The sequence below is a fragment of the Rhodococcus sp. ARC_M12 genome, assembly GCF_022810385.1.
Lineage (GTDB): Bacteria > Actinomycetota > Actinomycetes > Mycobacteriales > Mycobacteriaceae > Rhodococcoides > Rhodococcoides navarretei.
Genome location: NZ_JALGQI010000008.1, coordinates 123,941 through 138,515 on the forward strand (window position 1 = coordinate 123,941; position 14,575 = coordinate 138,515).

11 protein-coding genes are annotated in these 14,575 nt (G+C 66.5%); 6 read left to right on the forward strand and 5 right to left on the reverse strand.

Going from position 1 to position 14,575, the window contains the following annotated elements; all coding sequences use genetic code 11:
• Positions 1 to 6 precede the first annotated feature (6 nt).
• Complete coding sequence (locus MTX35_RS12190) at positions 7 to 1,743, forward strand: hypothetical protein (RefSeq protein ID WP_243595215.1); 1,737 nt, start codon at positions 7 to 9, stop codon at positions 1,741 to 1,743.
• Here MTX35_RS12190 and MTX35_RS12195 read toward each other — a convergent pair.
• Complete coding sequence (locus MTX35_RS12195) at positions 1,690 to 2,904, reverse strand: glycosyltransferase family 4 protein (protein ID WP_243595323.1); 1,215 nt, start codon at positions 2,902 to 2,904, stop codon at positions 1,690 to 1,692. The two genes, MTX35_RS12190 and MTX35_RS12195, sit on opposite strands and share 54 nt — an antisense overlap.
• 82 nt (positions 2,905 to 2,986) lie before the next feature.
• Between MTX35_RS12195 and MTX35_RS12200 the strand changes: the two genes are divergently transcribed.
• Positions 2,987 to 3,757 (forward strand): class I SAM-dependent methyltransferase, encoded by a 771-nt coding sequence (locus MTX35_RS12200; protein WP_243595216.1) that lies wholly within the window; start codon positions 2,987 to 2,989, stop codon positions 3,755 to 3,757.
• 9 nt (positions 3,758 to 3,766) lie between these two features.
• Positions 3,767 to 4,645 carry an ROK family protein gene (locus MTX35_RS12205; RefSeq protein WP_243595217.1) on the forward strand — a complete coding sequence of 293 codons (879 nt, stop codon included), beginning with the start codon at positions 3,767 to 3,769 and terminating at the stop codon, positions 4,643 to 4,645.
• A 66-nt stretch (positions 4,646 to 4,711) separates the two neighbouring features.
• On the opposite strand, the gene MTX35_RS12210 is transcribed toward MTX35_RS12205, so the two are convergent.
• From MTX35_RS12210 to MTX35_RS12225, 4 genes are all read right to left on the reverse strand, one after another.
• On the reverse strand, positions 4,712 to 6,541 hold the full coding sequence (locus MTX35_RS12210) for a phosphoenolpyruvate carboxykinase (GTP) (protein WP_243595218.1): 1,830 nt from the start codon (positions 6,539 to 6,541) through the stop codon (positions 4,712 to 4,714).
• 309 nt (positions 6,542 to 6,850) lie between these two features.
• A complete protein-coding gene (locus MTX35_RS12215) occupies positions 6,851 to 7,156 on the reverse strand; it encodes a DUF6802 family protein (protein WP_243595219.1) in 306 nt (101 codons plus the stop codon).
• A 37-nt stretch (positions 7,157 to 7,193) separates the two neighbouring features.
• Complete coding sequence (locus MTX35_RS12220; RefSeq protein WP_243595220.1) at positions 7,194 to 8,729, reverse strand: hypothetical protein; 1,536 nt, start codon at positions 8,727 to 8,729, stop codon at positions 7,194 to 7,196.
• Positions 8,726 to 9,757: a hypothetical protein gene (locus MTX35_RS12225; RefSeq protein ID WP_243595221.1), complete on the reverse strand. Its 1,032-nt coding sequence runs from the start codon at positions 9,755 to 9,757 to the stop codon at positions 8,726 to 8,728. The genes MTX35_RS12220 and MTX35_RS12225 overlap by 4 nt, the downstream gene beginning before the upstream one ends.
• 208 nt (positions 9,758 to 9,965) lie before the next feature.
• Here MTX35_RS12225 and trmB point away from each other — a divergent pair, with 208 nt between their 5' ends.
• The 3 genes from trmB to MTX35_RS12240 are packed head-to-tail and all read left to right on the forward strand — an operon-like array spanning position 9,966 to position 14,533.
• Entirely contained in the window at positions 9,966 to 10,724 is a 759-nt protein-coding gene (gene trmB / locus MTX35_RS12230; protein ID WP_243595222.1) for a tRNA (guanosine(46)-N7)-methyltransferase TrmB, read from the forward strand.
• Between the two features lie 14 nt (positions 10,725 to 10,738).
• On the forward strand, positions 10,739 to 11,425 hold the full coding sequence (locus MTX35_RS12235; RefSeq protein WP_230596533.1) for an NYN domain-containing protein: 687 nt from the start codon (positions 10,739 to 10,741) through the stop codon (positions 11,423 to 11,425).
• Positions 11,426 to 14,533 carry an MMPL family transporter gene (locus MTX35_RS12240; RefSeq protein WP_243595223.1) on the forward strand — a complete coding sequence of 1,036 codons (3,108 nt, stop codon included), beginning with the start codon at positions 11,426 to 11,428 and terminating at the stop codon, positions 14,531 to 14,533.
• The last annotated feature ends 42 nt before the right edge of the window (positions 14,534 to 14,575 follow it).

The window sequence follows — 14,575 nt, forward strand, 5'->3', positions numbered from 1 at the left end:
CCGAACATGGCGCGGTCGAGGTCGAGGTGGACGCCCCCGCTCTACAGCCTGCTCCTCTCGGTGGTGATTCTCGGACCGCTGCTCGGCCCCGGCTATCTCCTGCTGCGCGACGCCGTCAGCACACCCCGTTCCTACTTCACCGACTCCGCCTGGGGAATCGCCGACGCCGCCGCACGCGCAGTGCCACAGGACGCCGCGATCGCAGCACTGTCGACGGTGTTCGACGGTGGCCTGGTGGTCAAGGCCATTCTGCTGCTGGCCCTGTGGCTGACCGGATGGGGCGCAGCGGTGATGGCAAGAACGATGCTGCCGACAGCCCCACTGCCCGCGCTGCTCGTGGCATCGACGGTGGCCGTGTGGAACCCGTACGTCGCCGAGCGACTGCTGCAGGGACACTGGAGCCTGCTCGTCGGATACGCCGCCCTGCCGTGGACCGTGGTCGCTGCACTCGCGGTCAGGCAGGGCCGTTCCTGGTGCGCGCTCGCCGTCTGCCTCGCTGCCGCCGGACTCACCCCCACCGGCGCGCTGCTCGCCGCAACCATCGCCCTGGTCGTCCTCGCCCTCCCCGGGGGTGCCCGACGCGGCCTGCGCGTGGTCGGAGCCCTCGGGCTGGCGGCGGTGGCGTCGGCACCGTGGCTGGCAGCGACGGCGGTGTCCGGCAATGGCGTCGAGCAGGCAGATCCGGCGGGATGGGCGGCGTTCGCGGCGCGGGCAGAGCCGGGCCTCGGCACCCTCGGCAGCCTCGCCGGTCTCGGTGGAATCTGGAATTCCGATGCTGTACCCGGTTCTCGGACAGGCATTTTCGCGCTCATGGGCACGGTGCTGCTGCTGACCGTCGTCGCGTTCGGTGTGCGGCCGCTGATCAGGCGTCGAGGAAATCCGGTGATCGTGGGACTCGGTGTCGTCGCCCTGCTTGCCATCGCCGTCCCTGCGCTGGCAGCGACGGGACCTGGGTTGGCGATGGCCCGCGCACTGGGTGAGACCGTTCCCGGTGCCGGCCTGCTCCGCGACTCCCAGAAGTGGGTCGCGCTGGCGATGCCGATCTATGCGTTGGCCGCCGCCGCTGCATTTTCTCCCCGACGTCGACCGAATCCGGTGCAACCAACCGCGCTGAGCGCGGTCCAGCGCACCCGATTCGGCAGCGCCGTTGCCATAGTGGCCCTGCTGATCGCGCTACCCGACCTGGCCTGGGGCGTCGGGAACTCGCTCAGGCCCGTGACGTACCCGGCATCCTGGCAGGCGGTCGCAACCGAATTGGACGGCGCAGCAGGCGATGTCGCGGTCCTACCGGCCGGGATGTTCCGCCGTTTCCCCTACAGCGGCACTGCCCCCGTCCTCGATCCCGCACCGCGCATGCTGCCGCTGGACGTACTGCAGACCGGCGAGCTGATCGTCGCAGGCGGCACGGTGCGGGGTGAGGGAAGACGCGCGACCGACGTCCAAAACTCCGTGCTCGCAGGTGAATCCGCAGACACGGTTGCCCGTATGGGCGTCGGCTGGGTGCTGGTGGAGAACACCACCCCCGGCGAGCTCGGCGAATCCGAGCGAACACTGAATTTCCTCGACATCGTGTACTCGGACGAGCAGCTCACGCTCTACCGCGTGCCGAATCCGATGATCGTCGAGAGCCGTCCTGCAACAGTGGTCGTCGCGGCCCACCTTGCGTGGGCGCTTCTGCTTCTCGGGGGCCTAGCGGTAGGACTGCTGGGCCGAATCCGAATGCGGCGCACCCACCAGCCCTGACGACCAGGTTCCACGCGTCGTCGCGTCGAGCACCGAGTAGACGCCTTCTGCGCACTGCTCCCAGGAGAATTCCCCCGCGCGCACACGAGCTTTCTCGCCCAGGCGAGTGCGGGCTTCGGCGTCCTGCAGCAGCTCCGAAACGGCCTGGGTGAGGCCGGAGACGTCCCGGTCGTCGACCGAAAGTCCGCCCACCAGAATGCCGGTGACGCCGTCGATGATGGAATCGGTGAGCCCCTTGGAGCTTCGATAGCCGACCGTGGGAACGCCGTGCTGAGCCGCCTCGACCACGGCAAGACCCCAACCCTCCTTGCGCGAGGGCATCACGTGCACCCAGGAGCGGCCGAGCAGCTCGTGCTTACGCTCCTCGTCGACGTGACCGTGGAAGGTGACGTATTGCTCGATGCCCAGTTCGCTCACGTAGTCGCGGAGGTTCTGCTCCCACCAGCCGCCACCGATGACGTCGAGGTGGATGTCGGGGATTCGGCCGCGCAACGCCGCGACGACGTCGAGGGCGTCCTCGATCTGCTTGTGCGGAACCAATCTTGACAGCACGGTGAGCGACGGGTGCGCGGTGCGGGTGCTGCCGTCCCCCTCCGGCACCGACTGCGGGATCTCGTCGGCTCCGTTACGGACCACGGCGATCCGCTCGCGATCGACGCCGAGAGCGATCAGCTCGTCCGCGGACGGCAGCGACACCGTCAAGTACTGATTGCGACGGTGCACCCGGGGAGACACCGTCGATTCGAGCCACCAGCCGAGCTTGGCCATCATCGGACCGGCGACCGGCCACTGCTCGCGATGGCAGTGGTGCACCAGCAGGGTCACCGGAACGCCGAGTGCTGCGCGCGAGAAGAAAGGAATGCCGTTCTGGGTGTCGATCACGGCATCCGGTGCAATGCCCTTGAGCGGACCGAATCCGAGCCGCCCGGCCGCGATGGCGGCCAGTGCGCGTGGATAGACCGACAGGCGGCCACCACCGCGACTGATACGGATGCCGTCGACGATCTCCTCGGCGGGAGCTCCGGGGTACGACGCCGTCCTCAACGTGACGCGTACGCCGCGTCGAGCCAGACCTGCGCCCACCTGCTCGAGGTAACGCTCGCTGCCGCCGCCCTGCGGGTGCCCGGTATCGCGCCAGCACAGCAACAGAACCTCACGCACAGCCCGCTTCACCCAATTTCCGCATGCTCGTCTCGACCGCCGTCGATTACCGCTGCCACAGTAACCGCTAGGGTTCGTTTTCGTGACTTCCGCCGTGACACGACTGTTCGCCTCTCGCGCGACACTGCGCCGCTCGGTGAAGCTGCTGCAGGACTTCGGCCACGAACAGAGCGCTCCCGACATCTTCTACGGGGCCCTCGCCCGCGACTCCGTGGAGCTGATCGGCGACCTGTATCGGGGCCTGACCGGCACCGATATGTCCGAGGCGACCGTGTTGGACGTGGGCGGTGGCCCCGGCTACTTCGCCGAGGTGTTCGGCGCGAGCTGCGCGCGCTACCTGCCCGTCGAGCCCGACGCCTCCGAGATGCACGCGGCCGGCCTCCGAATCGCCGGTTCGGTGCGCGGTTCGGGCATGGCACTGCCCTTTCGCGACGAGAGCGTCGACATCTGTTTCTCGTCCAACGTCGCCGAACACGTACGCGAGCCGTGGACCATGGCCGAGGAGATGCTCCGGGTCACCAAGCCCGGCGGCCTTACGGTGCTCTCGTACACCATCTGGTTCGGTCCGTTCGGCGGCCACGAGACCCGCCCGTGGCACTACCTCGGGGGCGAGTACGCAGCCCGCCGCTACGCCCGCACCACCGGCCACGAACCGAAGAATCGCTTCGGCGAATCACTGTTCGACATCAGCGCCGCAGACGGATTACGTTGGGCGCGAAGCACTCCCAACGCAACACTGCTGGCGGCATTTCCGCGGTATCACCCTCGGTGGGCCTGGTGGATGATGCGCGTGCCGATCCTGCGCGAATTCCTGGGCAGCAACCTCGTCCTCGTCCTGAAGCCCAGCGCATAACCTGGATCGATGACGGCACTCGCACTCGACATCGGCGGCACCAAGATGACAGCGGCACTCGTCGGCGACGACGGACGGCCGCAGAACCCCGTGACAGCACCGACGCCCGAGTCCGAAGTGTGGGTGACCTGCGCGAGGCTGCTTCGAGAAACCGCCGACGGAAAGGTCATCGACCGCATCGGCGTCGCCTGCTCCGGACCGGTGGATCTGACGGCCGGATCGGTCGCGCCGATCAACATCGACGAGTGGAAGAACGGCTTCGCCCTCCGCGATCAGATCGCCGAGATCTTCCCCGACGCCGACATCCGCCTCGCCATGGACGGCAGCGCAGCCGCTCTGGGTGAACATCGCTTCGGTGCCGCTGTGGGGGTACCGGACGTGCTGAGTCTGGTGGTGTCCACCGGAATCGGCGGCGGGCTGGTGCTGGGCGGGCAGATCGTCGCCGGTGCCAGCGGCAATGCCGGGCACATCGGACACATCGTCGTCCCCGGCTCCACGACACCCTGCGCCTGCGGAGGCATCGGCTGCGTCGAAACCGTCTCGAGCGGGCCATCAGCCGTGCGATGGGCACGTGAGCAGGGCTGGACCGGCAGCACCGGAACCGAACTTGCAGCCGACGCCACCGCCGGAGAGCCGGTTGCGATCACCTCGTTGCAGCGAGCCGGAGTTGCATTGGGACAAGCCATCGCATCGGCCGTCGCGCTGGTCGATGTGCGCATGGTGGTGATCGGCGGCGGGTTCGCTCAGGCCGGCCCGCCACTGTGGAATCCGATCCAGGAGTCGATCGCATTGCATGCCCGACTGGCATTTCTCGACGGCCTACAGGTGGTGCCCGCGGCACTGGGTGGCCTCGGAACTCTGGCCGGCGCGGCTGCACTCACTGCCTAGACCGGCCTGCCTCGAAAGCCAGAACGGGGCCCACCCCTCGGTGAGCCCCGTTCCGTGTCGTGAATACTACGCGCCCAAACGCTGCTTGAGGGCGTCGAATTCGTCCTGAATTCCGGTGGGCAGCTTCTCGCCGACGAAGTCGAACCACTCCTGGATCAGCGGAATCTCGGCCTTCCACTCGTCGGTGTTCACCGCGAGTGCCTCGGCTACGTCGTCGACGGTGGTGTCGAGTCCGTCGATGTCGAGTGCCTCGGCGGTGGGGACGACACCGATCGGGGTCTCGATGCCCGCGGCCTTGTGCTCGATGCGCTCGACGATCCACTTGAGCACGCGCGAGTTCTCACCGAATCCGGGCCACAGGAAGCGCTTGTCGTCGCCGCGGCGGAACCAGTTGACGTAGAACACCTTCGGCAGCTTCGACTCGTCGGCGTTCTTGCCGAGGTCGATCCAGTGCTGGAAGTAGTCACCCACGTTGTAGCCGAGGAACGGCAGCATGGCCATCGGATCGCGTCGCACGGTGCCGACGGTGCCCTCAGCGGCTGCGGTCTGCTCGGAGCCGACGGTGGCTCCCATGAACACGCCGTGCTGCCAGTCGCGGGCCTCGGTCACCAGCGGAACGGTGGTCTTACGACGTCCGCCGAACAGAATCGCCGAGATCGGCACGCCCTTCGGGTCGTCCCACTCGGGAGCCATCGACGGGCACTGGGCCATCGGCACGCAGTAGCGCGAGTTCGGATGTGCGGCATCGGTTCCGGACTCGGGCGTCCAGTCGTTGCCCTTCCAGTCGATGAGGTGCTCGGGCTTGCCTTCGAGGCCTTCCCACCACACGTCGCCGTCGTCGGTCATGCCGACGTTGGTGAACACGGAGTTGCCCTGATCGATGGTCTTCATCGCATTCGGGTTCGAGTCCCAGTTGGTGCCGGGCGCGACACCGAAGAAGCCGAACTCCGGGTTGACGGCGTAGAGCCGGCCGTCCTCACCGAAGCGCATCCACGCGATGTCGTCGCCGATGGTCTCGGCTCGCCAGCCCGGAATGGTCGGCTGAATCATCGCGAGGTTGGTCTTGCCACATGCGGACGGGAACGCCGCGGCGATGTAGTAGGCCTTGTCCTCGGGCGAGATCAGCTTGAGGATCAGCATGTGCTCGGCGAGCCAGCCCTCGTCGTGGGCCATCGCCGATGCGATACGCAGCGAGTAGCACTTCTTGCCCAGCAGAGCGTTGCCGCCGTAACCGGATCCGTAGCTCCAGATCTCGCGGTCCTCGGGGAAGTGCGTGATGTATTTGGTTTCGTTGCACGGCCACGGCACGTCGGCCTGGCCCTCGGCGAGAGGAGCTCCGAGCGAGTGCAGCGCCTTGACGTAGAACCCGTCGTCGCCGATCTTGTCCAGTGCAGCCTGGCCCATGCGGGTCATCACGCGCATCGAGACGACGACGTACTCGGAGTCGGTGAGCTCGACGCCCAACTTGGGGTCGGCCGCATCGAGCGGGCCCATGCAGAACGGGACGACGTACATGGTGCGACCACGCATGCAGCCGCGGTAGAGATCGGACATCAGCGTCCGCATCTCGGCGGGGTCCATCCAGTTGTTGGTCGGACCGGCGTCGATCTCTTCCTTGGAACAGATGTAGGTGCGCGATTCGACACGGGCGACGTCCGACGGATCGGAGTTGCCGAGGAACGAGTTGGGCTTCTTCTCGTCGTTGAGACGCGTGAAGGTGCCTGCGTCGACGAGCTTGCCCGTCAGACGCTCCCATTCGGCGTCGGATCCGTCAGCGAACACCACTGAGTCCGGTTCGGTCAGTTCGGCTACCTGAGCAACCCAGGCAAGCAGTTCTTTGTGTCGAGTCGGCACGCTGTCGGTGCTGCTCAAACCGGGAATGGTGGCTGAGGTCATCTAACTCTCCTGGGGTGAGCCGGAACCGGGAAGTACTCGCACGATCACTGTGGGCAAGCATGCGCGAGCAGCTCTCGGTTTTCCCCTCTCGGCGGGGCGCTGCTCGACCGTTCGAGCTGCAGTACACCATCGTAACGGGTACAGCAAGCCGAGGGTCGAGCGCCGGGTGTCCTGCTGTTCAGGTTAACGCCGAGCGACGTGAATCCGGAAACAGGGTGTTGTCCGATTGGTCACAGGACCGATTCAGATAGGGAAAGATCGGCGCAAGAAGCCTTTCACCAGCGGTAACGCAGTGGCCGGACCGAGGCGCTACAGCTCGCCTGATTCGGTCAATTCGCCCCGCCCGATACCGTTCGCTTCTCGAAAAATCTCCCACGATCGGTACCGCCCGTCACGTCCGAAGGCGGTGAACTTGTCCGTCACACCGTCCCCGTCGACGTCGGTCGCCACCGTCATACCGACATCGGTACGCCGTACGGTGGTCTCGTAGTGACCGTCGCCGTCGAGGTCGAAGAGGCCCGACGATTCCATGGGCACATCCGCGTCGTCGAGATCGTCAGGTTCCACTGCTTCCGTGAGGAAACCCCCTGCTGCGAAGCCATCCACGTCGATCATCGACGCTCCTCATCTCGAGACGAACCCGACACTGCACCTACTGACTCCGACGCACCGGCAGCGCCGACGGTTCCCCACGAGCGGGAGAAAATTGGACCGGATCCCGGAGGTCGAACGCACTGCGGTCGGGTCCGCGGAATCGCTCGAGCCCCCGATCGAGTGCAGTGAGATCGCGATCGCATGCAGACAGCAGCGCCGATCGGTGGTCGGCGAGCCGACGCAACTCGGCGTCCACCTCGGCGAGAGCGACGTCGATGCGGACCACCGCGTCCCGGTCCGCCATCGCAACGGCGGACGCGAGTGCCGACTCCGCATCGAGAATCCGCGAGAGCAGCCGTTGTTCCACCGCGGACTTCACCCGGGCCAGGCTTTCCTGCGTCCAGCCGCGAAGATGGGCGCGATCGGCCACCAGCGCCCGCGAGCGGGTGATCCACCAGGCGAGCACACCACCGAGAACGAGGGTGACCACAGTGTTGGCAACGGCCCAGGCAGGCACCAGAGCCATCGGAGACACGACCAGCCGCCCGAGACCTACCCCCGCCGATGCGCCGACCACGACCATGACGGCGTCCTCGATCCCCCGACGCCGGGACGGCTCGCCGATCTCGATCGGGGCGTCCGTGGCACCAGAGTCCACCTGCATCGGTGGGAGCCCGAGATCGGTTTCCACGGCCCGCAATCCGGCGGTCAGAGCCGACTCGGCTCGACGCTGTGCACCGCGCGCGGACTCGGCGACATGCGCGGGGAGGTGCTTCAGTTCTGCGCGCCTGGCTCCGTCGACAGTCTTTCTGACCTCGACGCCCAGCGCGCGAAGGTCCTCGGCGGCAGCGTGCAGGGATTCCACTCGAACCCGTTGAATTCGATTGTGCAGCAGCGCCCGTCGGTCACCCCCTGAATTGTCCCGTTCGCCGACGAGTTCGGCTCGCCGCGCACGGAGCGGAGCCGCGTCGACACCACCGGTCACGTCGCGGGCCCTCGCCACGATCGACGCTCGTGCTGCCGACACGCAGCCCTGCACTGCCGCCGCATATTTGCGCCGCGATCCGAGAGCCGTGGCCTGCAGCAGAAGCGCGCCGAGCCGGTCCTCGACGGCACCGAGACCCGATTCGGCGTACATCCCGGCGTCACCGCTCTCGCGACCCGTCCGCGCCAACCGAACCGAGATCGGGTGGACCGTGCACTCCACCGACCGTGGGACACACTCGGCAACGACGTCGCTGTCGGCGGAGACGACCTCACGCCACTGTCGATGCACGTCGATCTTGTTCACCACGAACACAACCGGCGTGGATTCGAGGGCGGCGCGCCATTGCTCGATCTCCACGCGACCGACCGGAGCCGACGCGTCGACCAGGATCATTACGACAGCGGCATCGGCCATCGAGTCCGTGAATTCGACGGCGGCACCGCCGGGTAAGGACAGCTCACGGCGCAGTGCGGACTTGCCCGATCCTGCAGTGCCGGTGAGGTGAACCCCTGCAGGTCGACTGACCCTCGCTCGTTCGATCTCGTCGAGCGCAGTCGAATTCCAGCGCCGTAGAACGCTGGTCATGTCTTCCGGCAGTGGCGTCATCGATGCAGAATCCGCACGTAGCCGCGACACAGCGCAAGCGCCGAACGACGTTCGTCGGAGCTGCCGGATGCGGCCGCACGCTGCTGCCACAGCGCCACCTGCTCCACCACGTCCCGCTCCGAACCGGTCTCGATCGACACCCCCAGACGCACTGCTGCGCACCGCATCTCGGCAGCGACGGCCTCATCCGAGGCAAGATACGACTCGACAGCGCTTCGTACCTGCCGATGCCCGGCGGAGATCTGCTGCAACGCGGTGTGCAGCTCGCCGTCACGGGAGGCCGCCGCCGAGGACACGGCGGTCGCCACTGCCGTGATCATGGCATCGACACCGGTGGCATCGGCCAGAACTCGCATCGCGTCGCTGTCGGAAATCGCGGTGTGCCCGCGCACCACGTCGACGAGTAGCGCAAGACCGCGCAGCTCGACACACTCGATCAGCGCTTCTCGCCGACGCGGCGACACGGCGATGTCGGCAGCGCGAAACCTGTCGACCGTCATCATGTCGGCCGGGCGCAGATCGGCTGCCGCGACGGCCCGCACGTCGGCCATGTCCACAGTCGCACCGGTGCCGCCAACACCCCGCAGTCCCGCCGCGGTGGATCCCATCACCGGCAGAACTGTCCGCCCCAGCTGCTCCGAGGCCGTCGCGGCTGCTGCCGAGGGATCGTCGAATGTTTCCGCCTTCGTCAGCACGACGACCGTTCCGTCCAGGGCACCCCTCGGTCGAGAGCTCAGGAATGCAGTGTCGACCGGCGACACCGCGCCCGCTACGACGTGGACGAGCACCTCGCCCGCACTGCTGTCCGTTCTGCCCTCGTGTATTCGCACGTCGAGGCCGTCCGCGTCGAGTTGCACCGAATCGAGAACAGAGACGATCGGGGATTTCCCGACGCCGGCTCGGCCGGTCACTCGCACGATCATCGACTGCAGGCGAGCGTGCAGGGCGGTCTCGACGGCCTCACGTGCATCGCTCGTCGCAGCACGATCACGCAATCGGTTCACACAGGCTTCGGCGGCATCCGTCATCGATTCCCCCAAGAACGATCCGCCGCCCACTTCGGATCGCGGCGCACAGCCCCCTGCTGCGGCACCAATTCTGGCACACGAGATCGGTTTCGGGCCGTCCGGCGAGAGTTGCACCGTTGTAATTCGTCCAGCCCGCACTGCCGCTGATCAGGGACAGGACGGCAAGTCTCAACTTCAACTCGAGACCCACCTGTCACACCCCCCGTCGATGCGCGACAATGGTCCGGTGAACGAGCCTCAGGACACCTCTGTCGACACCGAGGAGAACGCCGCGCAGACCCACCAACGGGGCTCACGGCTGTACCCGCGCGTGACGAGTTTCCGCTCCAGGCGTGGGGCTCTGACCGAAGCTCAACAGACCACGTGGGACAACCTGTGGCCGCGCATCGGTCGCGACGTCGCCGACGAGCAGATCGACGTCGACGCCTGGTTCGGGCGCAGCGGTCCGGCAATTCTCGAGATCGGCTCGGGTACGGGCACTGCCACCACGGCAATGGCGTCGGCCGAGCCGCACGTCAACCTCATGGCCGTCGAGGTCTATCGGCCCGGTCTTGCGCAGACGCTGCAGCAGATCGAAAGAGAAGGCATCGAGAACGTTCGGTTGCTGCGCGGTGACGCGATGGACGTGCTGGAGAACATGCTGTCCTCGGAATCGTTGACCGGCGTGCGCGTCTTCTTTCCGGACCCGTGGCCCAAGGTTCGCCACCACAAGCGTCGGCTGCTGCAGGGACCGACGTTCGCGATGATCGCGGATCGACTGAAGCCCGGCGGCGTTCTGCACGTGGCCACCGATCATGCCGAATACGCTGAGTGGATTGCCGAGGCCGGGAACGCCGAGCCCGGTTTGACCGTTCTCGATTGGGAATCGCCCATGACACACGAGCGGCCGGTGACCAAGTTCGAGGGCAAGGCACAGCAGGTCGGCAGCTCGGTGACGGAATTGATCTGGGGAAAGAAGACAGCATGAGCGTCAGTACGGACATGCCCGACACCGTGGTCGACCCCTCCGAACTCGGCGCGATCGGTGAATCGCGCCACAGCAAACGCGTCCTGCTGGTCTGGGACGCACCCAACCTGGACATGGGTCTCGGTGCAATTCTGGGTGGCCGCCCCACCGCCGCGTACCGCCCACGCTTCGATGCACTGGGCCGATGGCTGCTCAGCCGCACCGCCGAACTCTCCACCTCCGGCACCGCGACACTCGAGCCCGAGGCGACGGTGTTCACCAACATCGCCCCCGGCAGCGCCGATGTCGTCCGACCCTGGGTCGAAGCATTGCGTAACGTGGGCTTTGCGGTGTTCGCCAAGCCCAAGGTCGACGAGGACAGTGACGTCGACGCGGACATGCTCGACCACATCGACTTCCGCAACCGTGACGGCGGTCTTGCCGGTGTCATGGTTGCGTCCGCCGACGGTCAGGCGTTCAAAGGGCCGTTGGAGGCCATCGCAGCGACCGGAGTGCCCGTACAGGTACTGGGATTCCGGGAGCACGCAAGCTGGGCTGTCACGTCCGACATCCTGGAGTTCCTCGACCTGGAGGACATCCCGGGCGTCTTCCGTGAGCCACTGCCTCGGGTGAGTCTGGATTCGCTTCCCGACGAAGGTGCGTGGCTGCAGCCCTTCCGACCGCTGTCCGCCCTGCTCGTCGGGCGCCAAGGAGTTTCTTAAGTGTTCGCCAGATGGGGAGACATCGTCTACCGCCTGCGGTACACCGTTATCGGTGTCATGGTGGCCGGACTGCTGGGCTTCGCTGCCTACGGTCTCGATCTCAACAGCCATCTCAGTCAGAGTGGTTGGGACGATCCGACCTCGGAGTCGGCTCAGGCTGCCCGTCTGGCGGACACCACGTTCGGTCGTGACAAGCAGGGTGACGTCATCCTGCTCTACACCGCACCCGAGGGATCGACGATCGACGACCCCGAGTTCCAGTCCGAGATCGTCGCCAATCTCGACTCGCTCGCCGCCGACCACCCCGACCAGATCGAGAAGGTCAACGGCAGCTACTTCCGCACGGCCACTGCTCCGAACCTCGCCGCACTCGGCACCGCGGACAAGCAACACGCCATTGCCAGCGTCGCCATCGCCGGTGCCAACGACACCGAGCTGACCAACAACTTCCAAGCCGTCAAGGACGTCTTCTACATCGACGGCGTCGACGTGCAGGTGACCGGACTGCAAGCCGTGGCTGGCGCTCTGCAATCGACGATGGCCGGAGACATCCAGCGGATGGAGCTACTCGCCATCCCCGCCGTCGCGGTGCTGCTGTTCTTCATCTTCGGTGGTGTCGTCGCAGCCGCCCTCCCCCTGATCATCGGCGGTCTGACAGTCGTCGGTGCCAACGGCATCGTGAAGGTGTTCACCAACTTCACCGAGGTCAACTCGTTCGTCGCGCCCGTGGTCTCGCTCGTCGGCCTGGGCCTGGCGATCGACTACGGGTTGTTCATCGTCTCGAGATTCCGAGAAGAACTGGGTGACGGCTATTCGACGCCACAGGCCGTGCGCCGCACGGTCATGACGGCCGGTCGCACCGTGGTGTTCTCCGCGACGATGATCGTCGCGTCCCTCGGCGGCCTGCTGCTGTTCCCGCAGGGCTTCCTGAAGTCGGTGGCCTACGGCTCCATTGCTACCGTCGCACTGGCCGCTCTGACGGCCATCACGATTCTGCCCGCGATGCTCGCCATCCTGGGACCCCGCGTCGACGCGCTCGGTCTGAAGTTCATGCGCAAGACCAAATCGAGCGAAGAGATCGAGAACGGCATGTGGGGCCGCCTGACCCGCTGGGTGATGCGCAACCCCGTCAAGGTCACCGTCCCGATTGTGCTCGGCCTGGTGCTCCTGACGCTTCCCGTCGGCAACATCAAGTTCGGCGGCATCAACGAGACCTATCTCCCTCCCGACAACGTCACCCGAGAAGCGCAGGGCGAGTTCGATTCGCTCTTCCCCGGCCAGCGGACCGAACCCATCAAGTTGGTCATCGAGAACGCGCAGGGCCCCACGCTCGCGGCGATCACCACTCAGGCGAACAATGCTCCCGGCCTGGTCGAGCCGTTCTCTCCGGTCGGTGCCAGCAAGGACGGCATCATCGTCTTCAAGGCCGGACTGGTCGATCGCAACGACTCCAAGCCCGCCATCGACTTCCTCCGCAGCATCGACGTGCCCGAGGGAGCGACAATGCTCGTCGGCGGTACACCTGCCATCGAGCAGGACTCGATCAGCGCGCTCATCGACAAGCTCCCGTTGATGGCCGTTCTGGTGGTCTTCATCGTGACACTGCTGATGTTCCTGACGTTCGGATCGTTGGTGTTGCCGATCAAGGCGGTGCTCATGACCGTCCTCGGTCTCGGTGCCACCATGGGCATCCTGACGTGGATATTCATCGACGGCAACGGTGCGGGGCTGATGAACTTCACCCCTGGGCCGATCATGGCCCCGGTGTTGGTGCTGATCATCTCGATTGTGTTCGGGTTGTCCACCGACTACGAGGTCTTCCTGCTCTCTCGCATGGTCGAGGCTCGCGAAAAGGGTGCCAGCACAAGCGAAGCCATCCGCATCGGAACCTCGCATACCGGACGCATCATCACCGCCGCCGCCCTGATCCTCATCGTCGTCACCGGGGCGTTCGCGTTCTCCGATCTGGTGATGATGAAGTACATCGCCTACGGCATGATCGCGGCCCTGATCATCGACGCCACCCTCATCCGTATGTTCCTCGTGCCCGCCACGATGAAGCTGCTCGGCGACGACTGCTGGTGGGCCCCGCAGTGGATGAAGCGAATCCAGCAGAAGCTCGGACTGGGCGAGACCATCCTCGAGGACGAGCTGCTCCCCATCGAAAACGTGCCCGAGCTCGCCCTCGCGGGGGGTGCACCGTCGAGTACCGTCGCGCCGCCGATGCGTCCGGCACCGCGTCGTAGCGAGCCGCTCACCGAGCCCATTCCAGTGGTCGCACCGCACGGTGCCGGTCCGATCAGGGCGACCCACGCCGCGAAAGAGGAATCGCGACGGAGTGTGACGGGACGCCCCGCAACACCACCGGAGCCGACGCATGGCCCCGCTACACCTCCGGCCTCGACTCCCGACCAGGTTCAGGAAGCTCCGCAGCAACGATCGGCTCCTCGACCTGCCCCGAGCCAGCCGGTCCGGCCGCGACCGATCGCCGAACCGGAACCCACCCAGGCCGCCGAGGTCGTTCGGCCCGCTCCCCCGGTCAACCCGGTGGCGGCTCCCCCGACAGCTCAGCCGCCCCGCGCGCCGAGCACACCGCCGAGCCGCACCCGTCCCGCTCGCACACCTCACGCCGAGGAACCGGATTCGCGCTCCATCGAAAGCTGGCTCGCCGACCTGCGAGCACCGAGCGCGTCACCGCCGTCGAGCGCACCACGCAACGGTTCCAAGGGCACTGGTTCGACCGCCAACGGTTCGAGTCACAACGGTCACGGCGAGAACGGCTCGGCCGCGAACGGCACTGCATCCAGCGGCACTGCGCCCCACGGCTCTGCACGAAACGACCACGGCAGCAACGGTTCCGAGCACAACCGTGCCGACAGCAACGGCAATGCCGGATCCGCGCGGAACGGCACGGAGCACACGGATACCGACCGCAATGGCACCGACCGCGACAGCACCAGCGAAACCGCGTCGGGCGAGTCGAACACGCGGTCGGGACGTCGAGCCGCACCGTCCACCGAGGGCGGTGACAGCGGTCGCCATCGCGGCGGCGAGAACGGGCACGTACTGAGCGTCAGCGAATTGCTTGCGCGCGAACGCAACCGCTGAAAGCACTGACGCGCAAGCTGCACTCCTGCCTCGATAGTCGTT